Origin of the sequence: Arthrobacter sp. EPSL27, from assembly GCF_001512305.1 — a bacterium.
Taxonomy (GTDB): domain Bacteria; phylum Actinomycetota; class Actinomycetes; order Actinomycetales; family Micrococcaceae; genus Arthrobacter.
This window is the reverse complement of record NZ_LNUT01000001.1, coordinates 199,245-220,495: the sequence shown is the minus strand read 5'-3', so window position 1 is coordinate 220,495 and position 21,251 is coordinate 199,245. Positions and strand designations below refer to the sequence as shown.

The 21,251-nt window shown below is 68.5% G+C and carries 20 protein-coding genes; 15 read left to right on the top strand and 5 right to left on the bottom strand.

From position 1 onward, the window contains the following. Positions 1-201 precede the first annotated feature (201 nt). Genes AR539_RS00900 through AR539_RS00890 form a run of 3 tightly spaced genes read left to right on the top strand, consistent with a single transcriptional unit; the run spans position 202 to position 6,046 of the window. Complete coding sequence (locus tag AR539_RS00900; protein ID WP_066431428.1) at positions 202-1,650, top strand: DUF3375 family protein; 1,449 nt, start codon at positions 202-204, stop codon at positions 1,648-1,650. Positions 1,651-1,652: 2 nt separating this feature from the next. Beyond that, entirely contained in the window at positions 1,653-2,537 is an 885-nt protein-coding gene (locus tag AR539_RS00895; protein WP_066431427.1) for a DUF4194 domain-containing protein, read from the top strand. Next, the gene (locus AR539_RS00890) at positions 2,534-6,046 is read left to right on the top strand and encodes an ATP-binding protein (RefSeq protein WP_066431425.1); all 3,513 of its coding nucleotides are present in this window, start codon (positions 2,534-2,536) and stop codon (positions 6,044-6,046) included. The genes AR539_RS00895 and AR539_RS00890 overlap by 4 nt, the downstream gene beginning before the upstream one ends. 24 nt (positions 6,047-6,070) lie before the next feature. Here the strand turns inward: AR539_RS00890 and AR539_RS00885 are convergent, their stop codons facing one another. Next, positions 6,071-6,565, bottom strand: coding sequence for an FBP domain-containing protein (locus AR539_RS00885; RefSeq protein ID WP_066431421.1), 495 nt, complete (start codon positions 6,563-6,565; stop codon positions 6,071-6,073). 476 nt (positions 6,566-7,041) lie between these two features. Here AR539_RS00885 and AR539_RS00880 point away from each other — a divergent pair, with 476 nt between their 5' ends. From AR539_RS00880 to AR539_RS00855, 6 genes are all read left to right on the top strand, one after another. After that, positions 7,042-8,130 carry an iron-siderophore ABC transporter substrate-binding protein gene (locus tag AR539_RS00880; RefSeq protein WP_066431420.1) on the top strand — a complete coding sequence of 363 codons (1,089 nt, stop codon included), beginning with the start codon at positions 7,042-7,044 and terminating at the stop codon, positions 8,128-8,130. Positions 8,131-8,158: 28 nt separating this feature from the next. Beyond that, entirely contained in the window at positions 8,159-9,244 is a 1,086-nt protein-coding gene (locus AR539_RS00875) for a FecCD family ABC transporter permease (RefSeq protein ID WP_066431418.1), read from the top strand. Positions 9,245-9,321: 77 nt separating this feature from the next. Then, positions 9,322-10,377: a FecCD family ABC transporter permease gene (locus AR539_RS00870; protein WP_066431628.1), complete on the top strand. Its 1,056-nt coding sequence runs from the start codon at positions 9,322-9,324 to the stop codon at positions 10,375-10,377. 1 nt (position 10,378) lies between these two features. After that, a complete protein-coding gene (locus AR539_RS00865) occupies positions 10,379-11,215 on the top strand; it encodes an ABC transporter ATP-binding protein (RefSeq protein WP_066431415.1) in 837 nt (278 codons plus the stop codon). Then, complete coding sequence (locus AR539_RS00860; RefSeq protein WP_066431413.1) at positions 11,212-12,273, top strand: siderophore-interacting protein; 1,062 nt, start codon at positions 11,212-11,214, stop codon at positions 12,271-12,273. Before AR539_RS00865 ends, AR539_RS00860 begins: the two co-directional genes overlap by 4 nt. Positions 12,274-12,669: 396 nt before the next feature. Then, on the top strand, positions 12,670-13,506 hold the full coding sequence (locus AR539_RS00855) for an SGNH/GDSL hydrolase family protein (protein WP_066431410.1): 837 nt from the start codon (positions 12,670-12,672) through the stop codon (positions 13,504-13,506). Between the two features lie 26 nt (positions 13,507-13,532). On the opposite strand, the gene AR539_RS00850 is transcribed toward AR539_RS00855, so the two are convergent. Further along, a complete protein-coding gene (locus AR539_RS00850; RefSeq protein WP_066431408.1) occupies positions 13,533-13,820 on the bottom strand; it encodes a YciI family protein in 288 nt (95 codons plus the stop codon). Positions 13,821-13,922: 102 nt separating this feature from the next. Between AR539_RS00850 and AR539_RS00845 the strand changes: the two genes are divergently transcribed. The 3 genes from AR539_RS00845 to AR539_RS00835 are packed head-to-tail and all read left to right on the top strand — an operon-like array spanning position 13,923 to position 17,098. Then, complete coding sequence (locus tag AR539_RS00845; RefSeq protein ID WP_066431406.1) at positions 13,923-14,417, top strand: MarR family winged helix-turn-helix transcriptional regulator; 495 nt, start codon at positions 13,923-13,925, stop codon at positions 14,415-14,417. 54 nt (positions 14,418-14,471) lie between these two features. After that, entirely contained in the window at positions 14,472-16,289 is a 1,818-nt protein-coding gene (gene glsA / locus AR539_RS00840) for a glutaminase A (protein ID WP_066431403.1), read from the top strand. Positions 16,290-16,336: 47 nt separating this feature from the next. After that, on the top strand, positions 16,337-17,098 hold the full coding sequence (locus tag AR539_RS00835) for an SGNH/GDSL hydrolase family protein (RefSeq protein WP_066431399.1): 762 nt from the start codon (positions 16,337-16,339) through the stop codon (positions 17,096-17,098). Here AR539_RS00835 and AR539_RS00830 read toward each other — a convergent pair. The 3 genes from AR539_RS00830 to AR539_RS00820 form a co-directional block, all read right to left on the bottom strand. Beyond that, positions 17,085-17,948, bottom strand: a complete 864-nt coding sequence (locus tag AR539_RS00830; protein WP_442854384.1) for an FAD:protein FMN transferase — start codon at positions 17,946-17,948, stop codon at positions 17,085-17,087. The two genes, AR539_RS00835 and AR539_RS00830, sit on opposite strands and share 14 nt — an antisense overlap. Further along, entirely contained in the window at positions 17,932-18,402 is a 471-nt protein-coding gene (locus tag AR539_RS00825; RefSeq protein WP_066431387.1) for an FMN-binding protein, read from the bottom strand. The genes AR539_RS00830 and AR539_RS00825 overlap by 17 nt, the downstream gene beginning before the upstream one ends. Before the next feature lie 170 nt (positions 18,403-18,572). After that, positions 18,573-19,826 (bottom strand): ferredoxin reductase family protein, encoded by a 1,254-nt coding sequence (locus AR539_RS00820; protein ID WP_231728441.1) that lies wholly within the window; start codon positions 19,824-19,826, stop codon positions 18,573-18,575. Positions 19,827-20,297: 471 nt separating this feature from the next. Here AR539_RS00820 and rpmB point away from each other — a divergent pair, with 471 nt between their 5' ends. From rpmB to rpsN, 3 genes are read left to right on the top strand one after another with little or no spacing between them, the layout of a single operon-like run. After that, on the top strand, positions 20,298-20,534 hold the full coding sequence (rpmB, locus tag AR539_RS00815) for a 50S ribosomal protein L28 (RefSeq protein ID WP_011693744.1): 237 nt from the start codon (positions 20,298-20,300) through the stop codon (positions 20,532-20,534). After that, positions 20,534-20,701, top strand: coding sequence for a 50S ribosomal protein L33 (gene rpmG, locus AR539_RS00810; protein WP_011693743.1), 168 nt, complete (start codon positions 20,534-20,536; stop codon positions 20,699-20,701). Before rpmB ends, rpmG begins: the two co-directional genes overlap by 1 nt. A 4-nt stretch (positions 20,702-20,705) precedes the next feature. Next, complete coding sequence (gene rpsN, locus AR539_RS00805; RefSeq protein WP_026266887.1) at positions 20,706-21,011, top strand: 30S ribosomal protein S14; 306 nt, start codon at positions 20,706-20,708, stop codon at positions 21,009-21,011. Positions 21,012-21,251: the final 240 nt, after the last annotated feature.

Below are 21,251 nucleotides of genomic sequence, written 5' to 3'. Positions count from 1 at the left end.
TGGGCCAGCCAGCGCCGGACACGCGCGCCGCGCCCCTTGATATGGGATCGAAATGCTACCGGGGCGTAGGTCACGGCGTGGTCGCGGAAACCTCACCTGCCCGGACTGCGGGGACACCCGGGGCCTGCGTTAACCTTGTACCTGGCAGTTTTTACCTATCCGCTGCCCCATCCACACCCCACGGCAGCTGAAGGAGAGTGCGTGTCCCGCTCCGCCCTGTCCTCCGCCGACGCCATCAGCGCCCGGCTGCGGGACCTCGAACTCCTCACCAAGGGGCCCGCCTGGGCGCTGACGCGCTCTGCGCCCTGGGTGATCGCCGTGCTGCAGGCGTCCTTCACCCGGACCCGGCCGCAGCTGCCGCTGGAACAGTTCCACGCCGACGTCGACGCCTTCCTGGAGCAGCTCCGCCGCCAAGACCCGGGGCTGGGCGGCTCGGCGAACGGGAAATCGTTTGGTGACGAATGGACCCGGAAGAACTTCCTGACCCGACGGAACCAGTCCGGGCAGATCGTGTATGAGGTCACCGAACCGGCGGCGCGCGTGCTGGCCTTCCTGGACAGCCTCTCCAGCGAACGTTCCACGCTCAACGGCTCGCGCCTGGGCACGCTGCTGGGCGACGTCGAGAAGCTGGCCAACGAGACCAACCCGGACCAGAGTGCCCGGCTGGAGTCACTCGAAGAGGAAATCGGCGAGCGGCGCCAGCTGATCGAGGACATCAGCTCCGGTGATTTCGACGGCCTGCTCGACGACGAGGAAGCCGTCGAAGCCGCCGGAAACATCCTGGACCTCGCCGCCAGCCTGCCCGCGGACTACAAAAAGATGCGCGACCGGATCGAGGAGCTGGTGGGAGAGCTCCGGAACCAGATCATCGAGGAATCCCTGAGCAAGGGCGCCACAATGGCCCAGGTGCTGGACGCGGACAAACGCCTCCGGCAGAGCCCCGAGGGCAGGACCTTCCGTTCCTTCACGGCGTTCCTGGAAGACCCGCAGCAGCAGCTGCGGTTCCGGTCGGCGATCGGCGAGGTGCTGAGCCGTCAGTTCGCGGACGACCTCAGCCATGAGGAACGCGAGACCCTGAAGAACTTGGTGGCGGAACTGCGCGCCCAGCACAGCCAGATCCAGCGGATCTACGGCAAGCTCAGCGAAAGCCTGAACACCTACGTCCAGAGCGACGACTTCCGCCAGTCGGTGCGGCTCCGCAAGGTCCTCCGGGAGGCGGAACAGGCCATCCGGTCACTGCCGTACGAACGGGAACGCCCCGGCCTGGTCCGCGGTCCTGTCCTGTTCAATGCCGGCTTCGAGTCCCTGGCCATGGTCAAGCTGTTCGACCCGGACGAATTCGCGGCCCCGCCCAAACTGGCCGACCCGATCGCGTTCAGCGACTCGGACCGGGTGCGCTCGCCGCGGACCGGCAAGGCCCGGCCCGAGGCCATCCGCGCGGCCCTCGCCGGCGCCACGACACTGCCCGAGGCCTGGGAACAGCTTCCGGCCGAAGAACGCCACATCAACTCGATCCGGGCCCTGCTGTCCCACGCCCTGCACGGCGGCGCCGGCTTTGACCGCGCCGCCTGGGACACCGTCGAGTTCGAACAGATCGACGGCTCCACGCGCACCGCGTACCTGCCAGTGGTCACGCTCAAGAAGGACTGAAGATGACTGAACTTTCCCACGACACGGCGGAGAGCACCGTGGAAGACGCGGACCAGGCAGCCGACGGCGCGGCGCAGCCCGCGGGGCCCCAGCAGGTCGGCCACATCCACAGCGACCCGTTCACGGTCACCCCGCGGGACACCTTCGTCGACGGCGCAGCCCTGTTCCCGGGGGACACCGGCGTGCTCCCGATGAAAGTCCGGCAGGCCCTGGTGAAGCTCCTCAAGGGCCCGTACATTGACGGCGGCCGGGACGAAAAGCTCTGGACCACCCTGCTGGACAACCAGCTGATCCTGCGCAGCCGCCTGTCCGAGCTTTTCCTGACCCTGCAGCTGGACCACGACCGCAAGGTGGCAGTGCTGCGCCCGGTGGACCCCGAGGCCATCGGCGGCAACACCCGCTCCAGCATCCTGCGCCAGCAGCGGGCGCTCAGCCGGGTGGAGACGATCGTGCTGCTGCGCCTCCGGCTGCTCCTGGACCGCCACGTCACGGCCCAGACCGACCCCACCATCACCCGCGAGGAGATCGCCGACCTGGTGGCCCACTACCAGCCCGCCGGCCACCAGGACGCCCTGCGAGATTCCGACGTGGTCAACCGCGCCATCACCAAGCTCCTGGCCCGCCAGCTCCTCCTCGCCACCGGGCTGGACGAGGTCTACACGATCTCCAACGCCCTTCCCTTGGCCCTGCCCTTCGACAACATCGGCGACATCCCGGCCCAAATCGAAGCCCTCGTCGCAGCCTCCACCGACCAGTCAGGAACGGAACCCCTGCTGGAACTCGACGGCGACGCGACAACTCCGGCTGACGATGACACGGACGACGACGCCGGGGCGGCATCGCCGTCGGCGTCGAACGCAACCACGGAAGCGGAGGACACCAAGTGAGCATCGCTTCAATGCTCCCCATGGGAGACCTCGCCAACCCCGGCCAGATGCGGCTCGCCCTGGTCCAGGTGGTCAACTGGGGCACATTCCACGGCGCCCACACGATGCACGTGGACCGCAACGGCACCCTGCTGACGGGCAACTCCGGCGTCGGCAAGTCCACGCTGTTCGACGCCATGCTGCGGGTCTTCGATGCGCGGCCGCGCTCCAACGAGGCCGCGGCCCAGCGCGCCGGCGGCGCTGTGGAGGACAAGCGCACCACGTTCACGTACATGCGCGGCAAGGTGGGGGACAAGGCGGTGGGCGAGGGCTCGGCCAGCGCGTTCCAGCGCCCCGGCGCCACCTGGTCCGCCGTCGCCCTGACCTTCGACAACGCCGCGGGCACGCGGGTGACTGTGTCGGCGCTGTTCGACCTGCCCAAGAACGGCACGGAGTCCAGCGTCGGGCGGTACTACCTGATCGACAACAAGCCGCTGGACCTGGCGGCGCTGGAGGGCATCGCGGAGAAGCGCTTCACCAAGGCGGCGCTGGACGCGATTTTCCCGGACGCGCAGGTCTTTGACGTGCACAAGGCCTTCGCGGAACGCTTCCGGCGGCTGCTGGGCATCAACTCGGACCAGGCCCTTCCACTGCTGCGCGTCATCCAGGCCGGCAAGGGCCTCGGCGGCAGCGTCAACAACTTTTTCCGCGACCAGGTCCTGGACGCGCCCGCCACGCTGGCCGCCGCGGACGACGTCGTCGAGGAATTCAGCAACCTCATGTCCATCCGGCAGCGCCTGGAGGACGTCCGGCAGCAGCGCGACCAGCTGGCGCCGGTTCCCGGGCTGAACAAGGACTATGCCCAGTCCCTCCTTGACGCGAACCGGCTCCGGGAGCTGGCCGGCGAGGAGTTCGAGGCCTACCGGCAGCAGCTGGCGGTCACCGTCCACGAGAAGACGCTGGCCCGGTTCAAGGACCTCGCCCAGGCCAAGGCCAGGGAGCTCGGCGCCGAGCGCGGCATCCGCGACGGCCTGGCGAAGGAGCTGCGCCAGCTCGAGGCGGACTACAACAACCAGGGCGGCAACGCCATCTCCGCGATCGAACAGTCGCTGGAGAACGCCCGGGTGGGGCTGAAGCTCCGCCAGCAGGTGGAGGAATCCGCCCGCAAGGCGCTCTCCGACGCCGGCCTGGAACTGGAGTGGACCGCGGCCGGCTGGGAGCTGGCGCACGAGCACGCGGCCGCCCGCTCGGCCGAACTGCAGGACGACTCGGAGGCCCTCAAGGAGCTGCGGTTCGAGGCCTTCGACGGCCACGCGACCCGGAAGCGTGAGCTCGCGGCGGCCCAGCAGGAACTCGTCTCGCTGAAAACACGCAAGTCCCTGCTGCCGCCGTCGAGCATTGAAAACCGCAGCGCCATCGCGGCGGCCACCGGGATTCCCGAGGAACGGATGCCGTTCGGCGGCGAGCTGATCGACCTCGCCGAGGGGCAGGAGCAGTGGCGCCCGGCCGCCGAGCGCGCGCTGCGCAGCCTCGCCACCACACTGCTGGTCCCGGGCGAGCACTTCGCCGCCGTCACCCGGTACCTCAACGACCACTCGGTGCGCGGCGCCCTGCGCGCCGTGGACGTCTCCAAGCCCCTGGCCGGCGGGGCGCTGGCCGTGGAGGATGTGGCCGACGGCGACCTGCTCACCAAACTGGACATCCTCAGCACCGGGCCCAGCGCCGACGCCGGCGAGTGGATCCGGGAGCGGATCGCCCTGGACTTCGCGTACCCGTGCGTCGAAGACCCGGACCAGCTCGCCGGCCTGGACAAGGGCCTGAGCCTGGGCGGAGTGGTCAAGCGGAACCGCCACACGGTGGAAAAGGACGACCGTTTCACCAGCCGGCAGGACTACGTCCTCGGCTTCGACAACGCCGCCAAGCTGGAGCTCGTCGCGGCCCAGGTGGAGGACCTGCAGCAGGAACTGGCGAAGGCCGCCGAACTTGCCCAGAGCCGGGAGGAATCGCACCAGGGGATGACCCGGCAGCTGGAGGCCCTGCGCCGGGTGGCCGAGGACCACCGGCCCTGGGAGCAGGTCTCGGCCGCTGTGGCCGCGGACGAACTGGCCCGGATCGAGCAGCGCCTCAAGGACGCCCTCGCCGCGCAGGCGGACCTCGAACCGCTGCGTGCCGGCATCGAGGCGGCCCGTTCCAAGCACCAGTCCAGCACCGAAGCCGCGGCCGTGCTGCAGAGCGAATACAAGGCCCTCGACTCGCAGCTGTCGGCTGCGGACTCGCTGCTGGACGCCGCGCGGGCCCGCCTGGCCCAGTCGCCGCCGTCGGACGCCACCGCCACGGCGCTGGAACAGTACTTTGCGGATTTCGGCGGCGTCGGCGACGTCACGGAAATGCACGAGCTGGACAACCTGGCCAACCAGGTCCGCGCCCGGCTCCTCGCCGAGCTGCACACCGCCGAATCCCGCGGCCAGGCCACCTCGGAGCGGCTCACCCGGATTTTCGAGGGCTTTGTGCGCGAGTGGGGCACCTCGATCTCCGCGGACCACGGCACCTCGATCGGCGCCGCAGGGGAGTTCGAAGCCCGCTACCACGCCATTGTCAGCGACGGCCTGCCCGCGCAGGAGGCCGAGTTCCGGCAGTTCTTCAACCAGCGCACCCACGAGTCGTTCAGCACCCTGCTGCACCTGCTGGACGAGGAACGCCGCTCCATCACCAGCCGGATCCTCCCGCTCAACGGGATCCTCTCCGAGGTGAACTTCCATGAGGGCAGCTTCCTGGAACTCGACATCAAGCAGACGCTGCCCGCCACCGCCAAGCAGTTCAAGGACGCCATCCAGAACGCGCTCAAGGTGCGGCACACGCGCCCGGGCAAGACGGCCAGCCCCCCGGCTCCCGGGGCTGAGGCGGACGACGACGCCGAGCTCACCAACCGCTACAAGTCCCTCGAAACGCTGGTGAAGCGGCTCGGTTCGCAGACTCCGGAGGACCGGCGCTGGCGCGCCGAAGTCCTGGACGTCCGCGGGCACCTCTTCATCCAGTGCAAGGAGCACCGCGAGGTCCAATCGGCCAAGGCCGGCCAGGCCGGCCAGGCCGGCAAGAACGGAGCCGGCAAGGCCGGCGCGGTCAAAACCGAGGTCTTTATGCACGCGGACACCGGTTCGATGTCCGGCGGCGAGCGGCAGCGGTTCACCGCGTTCATCATGGCCGCGGCGCTGAGCTACCAGCTGGGCATCGCCGAGCAGGGCTTCACCACCTACGGCACCGTGATGATGGACGAGGCCTTTGTGCTGGCCTCGGAGGAATTCGCCGGCGCCGGCATCAAGGCCCTCCATGAGTTCGGCTTCCAGCTGCTGCTGGCGGCTCCGGAAAACGTGATCGACCTGTCCCGGCACCTCGGCTCCGTCACCGAGATCCTGCGCGACAAGCGCACCAACCGTTCCGGAGTGCTGACGGCCCCGGTCATCTCCCCCGGGTCCGCCCCGGAGGGCACGTGGCGCTCCGAGGCGAACCCGGTGGACATCGTCCTGCGCTGACGTTCGCGCGTTGACCTGCCTGAGCTAGCTTCCCCGGACCCGGTCCAGGAACTGCGCGGTCCGGTCGGCCAGGCCGGCGATCTGGCGGAGCACGACGGCGGCCGGGTCCGGGTTGATCTCGTTTACCGGAGGTTCAACCCGCACGTTGCGGCAGCAGCCGAACTCGGCGCAGATCAAGGTACCCACGGTGTTGCCGTTGCGGCCGGACTGCCCGGCACGCTTGGCCACCCAGAGCAGCACGTCGTCCTCGGAGAAAATGTCCCGGCACAGCTCGCAAAGGACTGAGCGGTTCTTCTTGGCGCCGCCTTCGGGGGCACGGAGCATGATCCCGGTGGGACGGTTCGCTCCGGGCAGCACCAGATAGCCGCGCAACGGCATCTTCCCGTCGCGCCAGCCGAGGAAGTCCAGGCTCTCCCAGTCCAGGGTGTCGAAGTTCTTGGGCAGGTTGAGTTTGGCGGCTTCTGACCGGCTGGCGTTGATGAAGGACGAGCGTATCTGCTGTGCAGTGAGTTCTTGCATGACGGAATCTTTCGGAATCGGATGGTTCCGGACCGGCGGGCAGGCAGCGCACCAAGTCCGGCAAGCGGGCAGGAAACTGCCAGCCTTCGACTCCGGTTCGGAACGGGTGTTCCCGGGGATTCAGTCCGCGGTGGGACGGTCTTGCCGGGGAAGGGCAGGCAGTTGCGCGGCCGCGTAGCAGGCCAATGAGGCCACCCCGTTGACCGTGGCCGCTGTCATCATTGCGATGCGCATGCTCACTTCCCCTATCGGTTTCCAATTCCACGTCCGGTTTCAATGCACCGGCGGGCCCATCCTTGCAAACCCGCTGAACCCTGTCCAATTCGAGGGCCTGTCCAGTTCGACGCCGTGTCCAGTTCGAGGCCGTTTTCCGGGCTGCAGGCCCAGCGAACAATTACGGCACTGAAATCTTGCGTAATTATCAGAAGGATAGGCTAGCCTTACTTAGGTTCGCATCATTGACCTAAGGAATCCCCATGCCTCTCCCTGCCCCGAGCCCCGCCCTGCCCCGGCGCCGCTTCCTCCGCGCCACAGGCAAAGCGACTGCCGTCCTGGCCGCCGTCACACTTTCCCTGACCGCCTGCTCCACCGGCCCGGCAAGTTCCACCGCGGCAGATGCCCCCAGCCAGTCGGCCAGCTCCGCCTTCCCGGTGACCCTCAAGCACGCGTTCGGCGAGACCACCATCGCGGAGCAGCCGCAGCGGGTAGTCACCGTGTCCTGGGTCAACGACGACGTGGCGATCGCCCTCGGCGTGGTCCCGGCGGGGGTTCCCAAGAACGAATGGGGCGGCAACAGCCAGGGCTCCACCCCCTGGAAGGACGCCGCCCTCGAGAAGCTCGGCGCCGGGTTCGGTTCGGACAAGGCACCCGCCCAGTTCTCCGAGGCCGACGGGGTTAATTTCACCGAAATCGCCAAGCTGAACCCCGACGTGATCCTCGGCGCCTACTCCGGCCTGACCGAGGAGGACTACAAGAAGCTCAGCGAGATCGCCCCCGTGGTGGCCCACCCCGAGGTGGCGTACGGAACCTCGTGGCAGGACTCCACCACCATCATCGGCAAGGCCCTCGGCAAGGAAGCCGAGGCCGCCAAGCTGGTGGCCGACACCGAGTCCGCCGTGCAGGACAAGGCCGCGGAGTACCCCCAGCTGGCCGGCAAGACCTTCATCTACGGCAACCTGGACCCCGCCGCCACCGACAAGATCAGCCTTTACACGGCCAATGACAACCGCCCCCGGTTCCTCAGCTCCATCGGCATGACCCAGGCGTCCGTGGTGGAGGACAACTCCAAGGGATCCAAAGAGTTCTTCATCCCGTGGTCCGCAGAGAAGGCCAACGAGCTCGATTCGGACATCTTCGTGACCTGGGTGGCCGACGAGGCCGCGGCCCAGGCCGTCCAGGCCGACCCGCTGATGTCGCAGATCCCGGCAGTCAAGAGCGGCGCCCTGGTAGCCGATCCCGACAACACGCTCACGCTGTCCATCTCCGCGTCCTCGCCGCTCAGCCTGCCCTGGTCCCTGGACACCTTCCTGCCGAAGCTGGCCGCGGCAGCGGACAAGGCAGCCTAGAAGCCGCCGCGCTGGCAGCTGAAGAACCATGAGCCCATTGACGACGACGGCGGCCCCCGCCGCACAGACCGCGCCGGCAACACCCGCGCCGGCAACACCCGCGGGTCCTGCCGCCCCCGCCCGGGGTCCCCGCGCGCCCTGGCTGCTGGCCGCCGTCGCCGTCCTTGCGCTAGTGGCCGCGGCATCGCTGGCCATCGGGGCCCGGGGCCTGGGCCTGGACACGGTGTGGCAGGCGCTGACCCAGTTCGATCCCGCCAACGGCGACCACGCCGTGGTCCACTCCCGCATTCCCCGCACGGCCCTGGGGCTGCTCTCCGGGGGCGCCCTGGGACTCGCCGGTGCAGCGATGCAGGGCGTGGCCCGGAACCCCCTCGCGGACCCGGGCATCATCGGCATCAACGCCGGTGCCGCGCTGGCCGTCGTCACTGGCATCTACGTCTTTGGCGTGGCCTCGCTGGCAGGGTACATCTGGTTCGCGTTCATCGGCTCGGCGGCCGCCGCCGCCGTGGTCTACCTGATCGCGTCGCTGGGCAGGGACGGGGCGACGCCGGTGAAGCTCGCTCTAGCGGGTGCGGCCCTGAGCGCGGGGCTGTTTTCCCTGATGAACGTGATCCTGGTGTCCAGCCGGGACACCCTGGACCGCTTCCGGTTCTGGCAGGTGGGCGGAATCGCCGGCCGCGACTGGTCCGCGATCCTCCCCGCGCTGCCGTTCCTGCTGCTCGGCGCCGCGATTGTGCTCGCCACCGGACGCATCCTCAACAACCTTGCCCTCGGCGACGACATTGCCCGAGGCCTGGGCCAGCGGGTGGGACGGGCCCGCGCCGCCACGGCCCTGGGAATCGTGCTGCTCTGCGGGTCAGCCACGGCGCTGGCCGGCCCCATCGGGTTCGTGGGCCTGGTCATTCCGCACGCCGTCCGCTTCCTCACGGGCCCCGACTACCGCTGGATCCTGCCGTTCTCGCTGGTGCTGGCACCGGCCCTGCTGCTGGCCGCGGACGTGGCCGGCCGCGTGATCCTCCTCCCGGGTGAAGTTCCCGCCGGGATCATGACCGCGCTGGTGGGCGCCCCCGTATTCGTGTGGCTAGTGCGGCGCAGCAAGGGGGCCGGACTGTGAATGCCCGCCTGCAGACCCGGACATCCGCCGCCGAGTTGGCACTTCGCGGCAATAATCCGCGCCCGCATTGGCGTGATCTGCCAACTCGCGGGAGGCTGCCCAACCGGACTCTACTTAACAGGACAGCGGCGCTGGCCCTGGCCGCCGTCGCGGTCTTCGCCGTGAGCGTGCTCCTGGGCAGCTACACCGTCACCATCCCCGATTTCTTCAGGATCCTGGCCGCGCACCTCACCGGTGGGGAGAAGATCCCCGGCGCCAGCTTCATCGTGATGGAACACAAACTGCCGCGCGCCGTCCTGGGGACCCTGATCGGCGCTGCTTTCGGGCTGTCCGGCGCCCTGTTCCAGACCATGCTCCGCAACCCGCTGGCCAGTCCGGACGTGATCGGCATCAGCTACGGCGCCAGCGCCGCGGCAGTGACCGCCATCGTCGTCTTCGGCGCCACCGGGGCAGCGGTGTCGGGCGCCGCCTTCGCCGGGGCCCTGGGCGTGGCCGCCCTCATCTACGCCATCTCCCGCAGCGGATCGCTGGGTTCCGGCGGGCAGCGCGGCGACGCCGCGGGCAGCCGGCTGATCCTCGCCGGCGTGGGCATCTCCGCCGCCCTCCAGGCCCTGGTCAGCTTCCTGCTGACCAGGACGGACATCCGCACCGCCGCCGACGTCCTGGTCTGGCTTAACGGTTCCCTGAACTCCGCGAACTGGGACCGGGCCGGCGTCCTCGGCGCCGCCCTGCTGGTGCTGGTTCCCGCCGCCGCGCTGCTCTCCGGCCCGCTGCGCATCCTGGAGCTTGGCGACGACACCGCCGCGGGCCTCGGCGTCCGGGTCGGGGCGGCGCGGCTGGGCATCGTGATCACCGCCGTCGGGCTGGCGGCTGCGGCGACGGCGGCTGCAGGGCCTGTGGCGTTCGTGGCGTTCCTCGCCGGGCCGATCGCGCGCCGCTTCGTCCGCAGGGCCAGCCTGCCGGCGGCGGCCCTGACCGGGGTGCTTATTGTCCTGGCCGCCGACTTCGTTGCCGCCAACATCGCGCCGCTCCTGCTGGATGGAACCGTGCTGCCGGTCGGGGTCATCACCGGTGCCCTGGGCGCGCCGTTCCTGCTGTGGCTGCTTGTGACCTCCAACCGAAAGGACGCCTGAGATGGCGACACTCCAGACCTCCGGCCTGCGGCTGAGGTACGACCAGCGGACCGTCATCGAGGGCCTCAGCACGGAGATCCCCGAGGGCAAGGTGACCATGATCGTGGGCGCCAACGCCTGCGGCAAGTCCACCCTGCTGCGGGGCCTCGCCCGGCTGCTCAAGCCCGTGGCCGGAACCGTCACCCTCGACGGGCGGGACATCCACAGCCGCCCGGCCCGCGAGGTGGCCCGCACCCTGGGGCTGCTCCCGCAGCATCCGACGGCGCCGGACGGCCTCTCTGTCCGGGACCTGGTGGGCCGCGGGCGCTACCCGCACCAGGGCTTCTTCCGGTCCCGGCCCGCGGGCGGGTCCCTGGACGATGAGCGCGCCGTGCACGAAGCGATGGCCGCCACCGACACCCTGGAACTCGCCGAACGGAACGTGGATGAGCTCTCCGGCGGGCAGCGGCAGCGCGTCTGGATCGCGATGGCCCTCGCCCAGGAAACGGACGTGCTGCTGCTGGATGAGCCCACCACCTACCTGGATCTCACCCATCAGGTGGAAGTCCTGGACCTCATCACCGACCTCAACCGGCAGCGCGGCACCACCGTGACGATCGTCCTGCACGACCTCAACCTCGCCGCGCGGTACGCGGATCACATCATCGCCATGAAAAGCGGACAGATCGCGGCCGAGGGCGCTGCCCGGACCGTGATCACAGAGGAGCTGGTCCGCGACGTGTTCGGCCTGGAGTCCCGGGTGCTCCCGGACCCGGTGTCCGGCGCACCCCTGATCATCCCCCTGGGCCGGCACCACGCCGACGCCCCGCCAACCACCACCCTGGAGCTGGTCCCATGACTGCCAAGAAAACCACCACGGCCCTCAGGACTGCCCCCGGCACCGAACCCATGACCCTGGCCTTCGAGGTGCAGGTCACGGCGGTCCAGCAGCTGGGCCCCAACTTCCGGCGGATCACCCTGGGCGGCTACTCGCTGCGGAACTTCGGCGTCAGCGGCAACACCCTGGACCTGCGCATCAAACTGATGATTCCCTCGCTGGCCGCGGACGGCACCGCGCTGCCGCTGCCCGAGTTCCGGATGGAGGAAAGCGGCTGGTACCACGAATGGCTGGCCATGGACCCCCACACCCGCGGTTCCATGCGCACCTACACCGTCCGGCAGGAACGCCTCGACGCCGTCTACCCGGAAATCGATGTCGACTTCGTGCTGCACTTCGACGACGACGGCCACGGCGGCCCCGCCGCCAACTGGGCCCTCAACGCCACACCAGGGGACACCCTCACACTGATCGGGCCCAACAACCGGGCCGCGCACTGCGTCACCGCGGAAACATACTCCGGCATCGAATGGCGCCCCGGCCTGGCCCAGCGGGTCCTGCTGGCCGGCGACGAGACCGCCGTCCCGGCCATCAGCGCCATCCTCGAAAGCCTGCCGCCGTACGTGAGCGGCCACGCGATCCTTGAGGTGCCGGAAGCCGGCGATTTCCAGGGCATCACCACCGCCGCCGACGTCGAGATCACCTGGCTGGCGCGCGGCGCCGCGATCGGCCGGTCGCGTCCGCACGGCCAGCTGCTGCAGGAAGCGGTGCGGACCGCCGTTACGCGTCCGGGCTGGGTGGGGCTCACGTCCCCGGAGCCGGCCGCCGGCCCCGAACCGGAAGAGGTCAATGTGGACCGCGACATCCTCTGGGAAACCCCGGCCAGGATGGACGCCGCGGCCATCAGCGCCAGCCGGAACCCGGACAAGCCCGCCGGCGCGATGCCGTTCTACGCCTGGATTGCCGGGGAAGCCGGCGTGGTCAAGGAGATGCGCCGGTACCTGGTGCGGGACGTCGGGATTGATAGGAAGCAGGTTGCCTTTATGGGGTATTGGAGGAAGGGAAAGGCCGAACTCTGACGCTCCCTCAGGTTTGGTCGCTTTCGTTGTGACGCTTCCGCAGTTCCTGCCGTGGTTTCGGCCGCAACCGCTGCTTTGCCGTCGCTTAGACACCTCCCGCCGCCTCCTTCGGCCGCGGGCGGCCTCTTTCGGCTCTGGTCGGCGATGCGCTCCTTTGCAAAGCACCGGCACCGGCCTTGGGGTTAGGTCACCGTCTGTGTGGTCAGGTCACCTTTAGGGATACGGTTTCGTCGACTGCAACGCGGGGTCAGTTGCCGCCCATAGTCCCCGCCGGGATGGGCTGGAGGTGACCTCGCCTTGTTTCTCTGACCGTCTCCCGCGGCGGCTCTGTGGGTGGTCTTTTGTTGTGTGCGGGTTGTTAACCGGGGCGTTGTTTGGCGGGTTTATTGTGGCCGGATGGTTGAGGATCTTCTGGCTCCGGGGGCTCATGGGCGGCGGGTTTATGTTGCCCTGGGGGACTCCTTCACTGAAGGGGTGGGGGATTACAGTCCGCGGCTGCCCAACGGGGTGCGCGGGTGGGCGGACCGGGTGGCGGAGCAGCTGGCCAGGGCGGATCCGGGGTGGGAGTACGCCAACCTCGCAATCCGCAGCAAGAGGCTGCGGCACATCATCGCCGAACAGCTGGACCCCGCGCTGGCCATGGAGCCGACGCTGGTCACCCTGTACGCGGGCGGAAACGACATCCTCGACATCGGGACCGACATCCACGCCCTCATGAAGGACTACGAGTTCCTCGTGGCCCGGCTGTCCGCCAGCGGCGCCACGGTGGTGCTCTTCACCGGCTTCGACGTCAGGGTCTCCGCATTGCTGGAACCGCTCAAGCGGCGCAACGCCATCTACAACCGGCGGGTCCGCGAGGTGGCGGCACGGTACGAGGCCGTGCTGGTGGATTACTGGTGTTTCGATGCCTTCTACGATCCGCGCATGTGGGACGCGGACCGTCTGCACATGTCGACGGCGGGCCACAAGTACCTCGCCGGCCAGGTGCTGGACCAGCTCGGGGTCCCGCACAAGGTCAAGACCAAGGAATGGGCGCCGGCGCCGAAAGCCGGGTTCCGCGACTGGGAACGCCGCCAGCGGCGCTGGGTCCACGACTGGGTGCTGCCCCTGTTTGGGCGCAAGATCCGCGGCGTCACCCTGGGGGACCAGCTCAGCCCGCGCTGGCCTGCGCCGGTCAGGGTCCCGCCGAAGGCCGGGCTAAAGAAGCTGGCCGCCAAAATCCCCGCAGGCTAGAGACGGAAGCAGCTGCGCGGCCGGCGTCAGCTGTCCAGCAGGTTCTCGTATCCCGGGGCGACGCGGCTCGCGTGGAATTCCTCGACGTCGAACTCTGCCACCCCATTGACGTAGAACGGGTCCTTGGCCAGCGAGGCGTCCAGGGCGGCGCGGTCCGCGGTGGACAGCAGCAGCGCGCCCGTGCGCGGAATCTTGCGGCCCGCGACCAAAAAGATGCCTTGGTCGAAGGCGTCCTGCAGCCACGCCACGTGCGCCGGGAGATGGAAGTCAACGATCTCTTCGGGGACCCTGTAGGTCAAGGAGACTACATACATAGGGCCAGCCTACAGTTTGACCGGCACAGACCGGCCGGATTCTTAGGGCGGGAAATCCGGCGCAGTTGAACCGTCAAGCTTCAATGCTCCTAAACTGTACGCATGACTGAACCGCGCTGGCTGAACGCCGACGAACGCCGGGCCTGGCTGGCCCAGGTGAGCATCAACACCCTCCTTCCGGCGGCCCTGGACACCCAGCTCCACCACGCGCGCAAGCTGTCCCTCTTTGACTACAACGTCCTGGCGATGCTCTCCGAGGCAGAAGGCCGCTTCCTGCCCATGAGCGAGCTGGCCGCACGCACCAGCGCGTCCCTGTCCCGGCTGTCCCACGTGGTCACCAAACTGCAGAACCGCGGCTGGGTGGAGCGCCGTCCGCACCCGGGGGATGCCCGGGTGACGACGGCGCACCTCACCGACGCCGGGATGGAAACCATCGTGGAACTCGCCCCGGCCCATGTCGAGGCCGTCCGGTCGCTGTTCCTCGACGCCCTGACTAAAGAGGACGTCGCCGATCTCGCCCGGATCGGCGAGAAGATCGTGGGCCGCTTGGACAAGGACCACTGGATCCTGCGGGAGGGCCAGCAGCCCAAGAGCTGACACAACGGCTCACACAGCAGTCGGCCCGGCGCCCTGTCGCCTAGTGTTGGCGGTATGGAATCGCCGATCGAAAGCTACCTGCGCCAGATCCACGCCGAGATCGCCGAGCTCAGGGACGGCAAGCCCTACAGCACCATTCCGGCCATGGCCGCCGTGGATCCGGACAACTTCGGCATTGCCCTCGCCACCGTGGACGGCACGGTCTACGAGATCGGTGACACCCGCGAGGAATTCACCATCCAGTCCATTTCCAAGCCGTTCACGTACGGTCTTGCCCTCGAGGACCTCGGGCCCGAAGCGGTGGACGAAAAAGTGGACGTGGAACCGTCCGGCGATTCCTTCAACGAGATCTCCCTGGCCGAGGGAACGGGCCGGCCTGCCAACGCCATGATCAACGCCGGCGCCCTCACCGCCACCTCGCTGATCCGCGGCTCCGGCGGACAAACAGGGTTCAAACGGATCCTCAGCACCTACTCCGCCTTCGCGGGCCGCCAGCTCTCAGTCAGCGAGGACGTCTACCAGTCCGAGCTCAAGCATGGCCACCGCAACACCGCGCTCGCGTACCTGCTCCGCTCCTTCAACATCATCGAGGATGACCCGGAACCGGTCCTGGAGGACTACTTCCGCCAGTGCTCCGTGCTGGTGAACAGTTTCGACCTGTCCATCATGGCCGCGACCCTCGCCAACGGCGGCCGGAACCCGCTCAGCGGCAAACAGGTCCTGGGGATCGGCCCGGTGGAACGCGTCCTGTCCGTCATGATGACGTCCGGCATGTACGACGACGCCGGCGCGTGGATCAGCAGCGTGGGCATGCCCGGCAAGAGCGGCGTGGCCGGCGGGATCATCGCCGTGCTGCCGGGCCAGGTGGGCCTGGCCGTCTATTCACCCCCGCTGGACCAGCACGGCAGCAGCGTCCGCGGCGTGGCCACCGCCCAGCGGCTGTCCCGTGACATGGAACTGCACTTCGTCCGTGCGGCCCGGACCGGCCGGTCGGCTATCCTCGCCGCGTACGACGTGACCGAGACGCCGTCGGGCATCCGCCGCAACGACGAGGCGGCCGACGTCCTCCGCGCCCACGGCCATCGGGCCGCGGTGATCGAACTCAACGGTGACCTGCTGTTCGCCGGCACAGAGTCCATGGTCCGCGAGCTCAGCAACCTCGAAGACGACGTCGAACTGGTGGTGCTGGACCTGCGCCGCACCGACCAGGTCAGCGACGTGGCGGTGCGCATGCTGGAAAGGTCGCGGGAGCAACTGGCCGGCGCCGGCCGCGAACTGGTGCTGATCGAGGCCGGCGGTGCGGTGGCGGAGAGCCTGGGCTCGTCCAAGCAGGGGCCGGTGGCGTCCTTCGGAAGCCGGAACGCCGCCGTCGAGTACTGCGAGAACCGGTTGCTGAAACGCTACGGTGAACAGCTGCTGCTGCCGGACCACGTGCCGGTCACGGCATCGCCCGCCCTGGCGCCGCTGGACGAAGCTGACGCGGCGGCGCTGGAGGCGCTGATGACGCCGAAGTCCTTTGCGGACGGCGACGTCATCCGCCGCGTCGGGCTGCGCTTCGGCGGGGTCTACTTCATAACCTCGGGGCAGGTCAGCAGCACCTCCTCCGGCCCCAGCGCGGAGCGGGTCCAGCTCAACACCCTCAGCGCCGGCATGACGTTCGGCGAGCTGGCGCTGGGCAGCGGCAGCCGGCAGGAGACCACGGTCCGAGCCGTGGGGCCGGTGGAAGTGATGGTGCTCAGCGCGGACGCGATCTCGGCGCTGGAACGGAACGATCCGCGCCTCGCCATCGCGCTCTGGAAAGCCCTGACGCGGGACGCCTACACGCGGGTGGAGCAGTACCTGCGTGAGTCGGCGGTCCGGATCCGGGAGTAGAGCGCGGCACTTTGTTTGCTTGGGGCAACTGCTGGCAGACTGGATCCATGGATTTCACGTCCCGCTATGTTGCCCTCGGCGATTCCTTCACGGAAGGCGTCGGCGACGACGATCCCGCCCGCCCCAACGGCGTCCGCGGCTGGGCGGACAGGGTGGCCGAGCAGCTCTCCGCCGCCGATCCGGGCTTCGGCTACGCGAACCTCGCCATCCGCGGACGGAAGATCCGCCAGATCATGGCCGAGCAGGTGGATGCCGCCGTCGCACTCAAGCCCACCCTGGTGAGCATCTACGCCGGGGCCAACGACATCCTCCGGCCCAAGGTCGACATCGACGACCTCCTGGTGGACTACGACGCCGGCATCCGCAAGCTCAAAGCCACCGGCGCCACGATTGTGATGTTCACCGGCTTCGACTCCCGCGGCTCGAAGATCTTCGGCACGACGCGCGGCAGGACGGCCATCTACAACGAGCTGGTCCGCGGCATCGCCGGAGACCACGGCGCCCTCCTGGTGGATTACTGGCGCTTCAGCGAGTACTACGACTGGGGAATGTGGGCGACCGACCGGATGCACATGTCCGCCGCCGGCCACGCCAACATGGCCAAGCGCGTCCTCACGGTCCTGGAACACGACCACTCGATTGACGTCCCGCCCATGACGCCGGTTCCGGAGCTCAGCCGGGCCGAGGCGCTCCGGGCCAACGCCCGCTGGGTGCGCGAGTTCGCCGGCCCGTGGGTGGTCCGCCGGGTGACAGGAAAGTCCTCAGGAGACGGGCTGGCCCCGCGCTACCCGCGCCTTACGCACCTCTAGCAGCGTTGAACCCGGGCGTCGCCAGGAGCTCGCCGTTGCCCAGGACGGCCAGCACCTCGACGTCCCAGCTGTCCGTTGCCCAGTCCACCATGGCCCTCCCGCCGGCAACGATGGCCGTCGCCAGCACGTCCGCGGTGACAATATCCGCCGCCACCACCGACGCCTGGCGGAATTCGGTCCGACGGAATTCCGTGCGGCCCGCCCCGGCCCGCCAGATGTGGTCCCCTCGCTCCGAGGTTCCGGACGTCGCCAGTGCCTCGAAGCGGCCCCCGCCGCCCAGCGGGAAAGCCGACAGCAGCGATGCTCGGTCCAGTGGATCCACGATCCCGGCAAGCCAGGGGGTGCCGCTCCCCGGCACGGGTGAGCCGCCCACCAGTACGTCGCCCCCGGCGTTCAGGCACCAGTCCTCGACGCCGGCCGCTTCCAGGGCCGCGGCTGCCTGGCCGATCGCGTGGCCCTTGATGATTCCGGAAAGGTCCAGGACGCCGTCGGGCCGCTCCGGGGTGAAAAATCCCTCGGTCAGCAGCCGCCAGCCGGTGGCGTCAGCAAAGCGGGCCCGGAAAGCCGACGAGGCGTCCCGCAGCGTCAGCTCGCCGGAGGCCAGCCGGCTGGCCTCCGAATCAGGGCGGTAGAGGCTGAACATGGCATCCAGTTCGGTAAACACGCGCTCGACGGCGGCCGTGGCGCCTTCCAGCACGGGGACGGTGCGCGGTGCTCCGCGATCCGGCAGGGCGAGGCTGATGACGGTGCCCATGCACCGGAACGTCCTGCTGCGCAGGGCGGGATTGCGCCGGGTGGCAGGGCGCGGCACCGGCTGCCCGGCGGGCGCGGATTCAGAGGTTCGCTGCATCGAGAGCTGCCTGGAGTGAGGTGAGGTAGGCGTCGCTGGTGACGGTGGCGCCGCTGATCGTCTGGACATCCGCGGACTGGGCCTTCAGGACGGCGGCCCGGAGCAGGGGCGCGGCCCGGTTGCTGATCTGCACGGACTTGCGGTCCTCGTCCGTCAGCCGGAGGGCAGTGACATCCGTGATGGTGCCGGCGTTGACGGTGATCTGCACCTGGACCGCCCCGAACCGGGTCTGGACGGCGGTGCCGGTGTAGGTCCCGGCCGCCTGCGCTGCGGCGCCTCCTCCGGCTGTCGTCGCGGCGCCGCCGGCGCCGGTGGATCCGCTGGAGGAACTGGACCCGGACGCTGCGGCAGTTACCGGGCTCCCCGTACCGGCGACGTGGGCGCCGGACTGCCAGCCGGCCAGGAGAATCCCGGCCGAGGCCAGCGCTGCTGATATCGCTGCGCGTGTTCTCACCAGTCGAACCTTTCGTAGTGGAGTTGGTCTTTGGGGACGCCGGAGGCCCGGGCCTCGCTGATGACGCTCTGCGCCCAGGCGTCGGGGCCGCAGATATAGACGTCGGCGTCCGCGATGTCCGGCGCGAAGCTGGCGAGCCGGTGCCCGGCTCGGACCGCCGATTCCGGCAGTCAACCCGCGCTCCGGGGGCCCGTGAGGTGGTAGAGCGTGGCGCCGCGCTTCCGGCACAGGGCCAGGATCTCGTCGCCCAGGTAGAGGTCAGCGTCGGAATGGCCGCGGAGCAGCACTGTTGCCTGGCCCGGTTCAAAGGGGGTGCGTTCCAGCAGCGCCCGGAGGGGCGTGATGCCGATCCCCGCTCCGATCATCACAACCCGGCTTCGGGTGCGGGCTGCTGTGCTGAAAAGACCGTAAGGACCTTCGATGGCCACCCGGGTCCCAACTTTCAGCCGCGAGAGCTGCGCCGAGCCCCGGCCGAGGTTGCGCACGGTGATCCGCAGCGTGCCGTGTCCCGAGGCGTCGGACCATGCCGGTTCCGCGGAGAGGCTGAAGGGGTGCGGATGCCACCACGCGCCCGGGGACAGGAACCTCCAGATGAAAAACCTCCCGCCGTGTCCGGACAGTTCGTCGACGTGGCGGCCGGCCAGTTCAATGCTGACGACGCCGGGAGCCACCGGGACGACGCGGCTCACGCTCAGCTGGTGCCGGAACGTGGCCACCAGCGGCTCCAGGACGCGGTAGTGGACCAGCGCTGCACCGGTGAAAATGCAGATGGCCAGCCAGTACCAGCGCTGCCAGGTGCCCTCGGCGAAGAGACCGCCGGCGCTGAACTGGTGCGGGATCGCAGTCAATACGGCGGCGTACGTGAGCAGGTGGACTGCGTACCAGAACTCGTAAGGGAGCCGCCGTCGGACGGCAACCAGAGACGTGGCCACGACGGCGACGAACAGCCCCAGGGACACGATGGCGAGCCACATATCGGGCACCTGGACCCACAGGGCCACAAGCTCAGCCACCGGGTTCAGCCCCTCGGCCATGCCGTATCCGATGGCGAGCAGGATTCCGTGAGCCAGCAGCAGGTACAGCGAGGGTTTGCCGAGTTTCCGGTGGAACCCGAGGGCCCGGTCATGGCCCACAGCGCCGTCGATCAACGGGATGCGTGCCGCCAGGAGCAGCATCAGCAGCACCAGGTCCATGCCTGCCAGTCCCGCCACGATGCCGAGGGCGGTGAACGAGCCGGCGAGTGTCGAGAACCCGGAGGCGCCGCCGTCGGCCAGCCAGAGCGCCACGGCCAAGGACACCGAGGACCATGCGAGCACCGTCAGCAGATCCGCGCGCAGCAAGCGGCTCCGGGCCTGCGAACGGAACCCTTCTACGGGCGTCCGCCGGGTGGTGGCCGGCATGGTTAGCCGGGATGAAGAGTTCATGGCTCCACCGTCCGCCCGTGGCCTATCAATTGGCTGTGAATGGGCTGGGGTGCCGATGTGACTTGGTGCCGGACGCGGGCGCCGGCAACGGACTCCCAGTTACCGGATTGGCCTTTAATTCGTCAAGCTCGTAGACTTGGTAGGCGCTAGGTGGCGCGGAGCGTGTGCAATTGCTCCGGTTGGCGGGATCTGTCTGCAATATGACAGCCCCAAAGGCCGGTAGTTAGGGGCTCAAGTTGCGTGCACTCCTGTATTCGCCCAGCATCCCGGTGCTTTGCAGTGGCTCTCCGAAAGGTCCAGCCGCCCGGCAACCGTGGCCCACAATCTTCGCCGAAATGTGAAATGCAGCCGGTTCACGCCGTCTGTCCGATCGTTACGGACCTGCCTGTGGGTGCTGGATGCGGACGCCGCCTGCCGCACGGTCTGCGGGAACTCTGCAACCGTTTCGTTTATTTTTTGAGGAGAGTCGTCATGGCAGCACACTGCCAGGTGACCGGAGCCGAGCCGGGCTTTGGACACAGCATTTCGCACTCGCACCGTCGCAACAAGCGCCGGTTCGACCCGAACATCCAGAAGAAGCGCTACTGGGTTCCGTCCCTGCGCCGTAACGTCACGCTGCAGGTCTCTGCACGTGGCATCAAGACCATCGACGTACGCGGCATCGACGTAGTCGTCGCCGCCATCCTTGCACGAGGAGTGAAGCTCTAGTGGCAAAGGACAAGGACGTACGTCCGATCATCAAGCTCAAGTCGACCGCGGGCACGGGTTACACCTACGTGACGCGCAAGAACCGTCGTAACGACCCGGACCGTATGGTTCTGAAGAAGTACGACCCCCGCATCCGCAAGCACGTCGAATTCCGAGAGGAGCGCTAAACACATGGCTAAGAAGTCAATGATCGCTAAGAACGAACAGCGTAAAGTCATCGTCGAGCGCTACGCCGCGAAGCGTCTCGAACTCAAGAAGGCTCTGGTTGACCCCAACTCGACCGACGAAGTTCGCGAAGCCGCACGCCTCGGCCTGCAGAAGCTGCCCCGCAACGCCTCACCGGTACGTCTGCGTAACCGCGACATCATCGATGGCCGCCCGCGCGGTACCTTCCAGAAGTTCGGTATCTCCCGTGTTCGCTTCCGCGACATGGCTCACCGCGGTGAGCTCCCGGGCATCACGAAGTCTTCCTGGTAATTCAGTACTCCTGAAGCCAGTGGCTTAGGGAAAGGGCCGGCAACCATTATGGTTGCCGGCCCTTTCTGCGTTTAACGCCCGACGGCGGCAGCCCGCCCCTGCGGGATGGACTGACGCGCGGCGGGCTGGCGTCCCATGGGGTGATGCACGGCACAGAACCGGGGTGGAGGGGTTTTCGGTCCGGGTGGGCGGTTGTTGTGGTGGGATCCCGCGTGTTGGCGGGGTTTTTGGGGGTGTGGG

Bases quoted from the DNA above. Each gene is read 5' to 3' on its own strand.
- AR539_RS00820 (WP_231728441.1), bottom strand. From the start codon at position 19,826: ATGAACTCTTCATCCCGGCTAACCATGCCGGCCACCACCCGGCGGACG.
- AR539_RS00865 (WP_066431415.1), top strand. From the start codon at position 10,379: ATGGCGACACTCCAGACCTCCGGCCTGCGGCTGAGGTACGACCAGCGG.
- rpsN (WP_026266887.1), top strand. From the start codon at position 20,706: ATGGCTAAGAAGTCAATGATCGCTAAGAACGAACAGCGTAAAGTCATC.
- AR539_RS00835 (WP_066431399.1), top strand. From the start codon at position 16,337: ATGGATTTCACGTCCCGCTATGTTGCCCTCGGCGATTCCTTCACGGAA.
- AR539_RS00880 (WP_066431420.1), top strand. From the start codon at position 7,042: ATGCCTCTCCCTGCCCCGAGCCCCGCCCTGCCCCGGCGCCGCTTCCTC.
- AR539_RS00850 (WP_066431408.1), bottom strand. From the start codon at position 13,820: ATGTATGTAGTCTCCTTGACCTACAGGGTCCCCGAAGAGATCGTTGAC.
- AR539_RS00855 (WP_066431410.1), top strand. From the start codon at position 12,670: ATGGTTGAGGATCTTCTGGCTCCGGGGGCTCATGGGCGGCGGGTTTAT.
- AR539_RS00845 (WP_066431406.1), top strand. From the start codon at position 13,923: ATGACTGAACCGCGCTGGCTGAACGCCGACGAACGCCGGGCCTGGCTG.
- AR539_RS00885 (WP_066431421.1), bottom strand. From the start codon at position 6,565: ATGCAAGAACTCACTGCACAGCAGATACGCTCGTCCTTCATCAACGCC.
- AR539_RS00860 (WP_066431413.1), top strand. From the start codon at position 11,212: ATGACTGCCAAGAAAACCACCACGGCCCTCAGGACTGCCCCCGGCACC.
- AR539_RS00875 (WP_066431418.1), top strand. From the start codon at position 8,159: ATGAGCCCATTGACGACGACGGCGGCCCCCGCCGCACAGACCGCGCCG.
- rpmB (WP_011693744.1), top strand. From the start codon at position 20,298: ATGGCAGCACACTGCCAGGTGACCGGAGCCGAGCCGGGCTTTGGACAC.
- glsA (WP_066431403.1), top strand. From the start codon at position 14,472: ATGGAATCGCCGATCGAAAGCTACCTGCGCCAGATCCACGCCGAGATC.
- AR539_RS00895 (WP_066431427.1), top strand. From the start codon at position 1,653: ATGACTGAACTTTCCCACGACACGGCGGAGAGCACCGTGGAAGACGCG.
- AR539_RS00830 (WP_442854384.1), bottom strand. From the start codon at position 17,948: ATGCAGCGAACCTCTGAATCCGCGCCCGCCGGGCAGCCGGTGCCGCGC.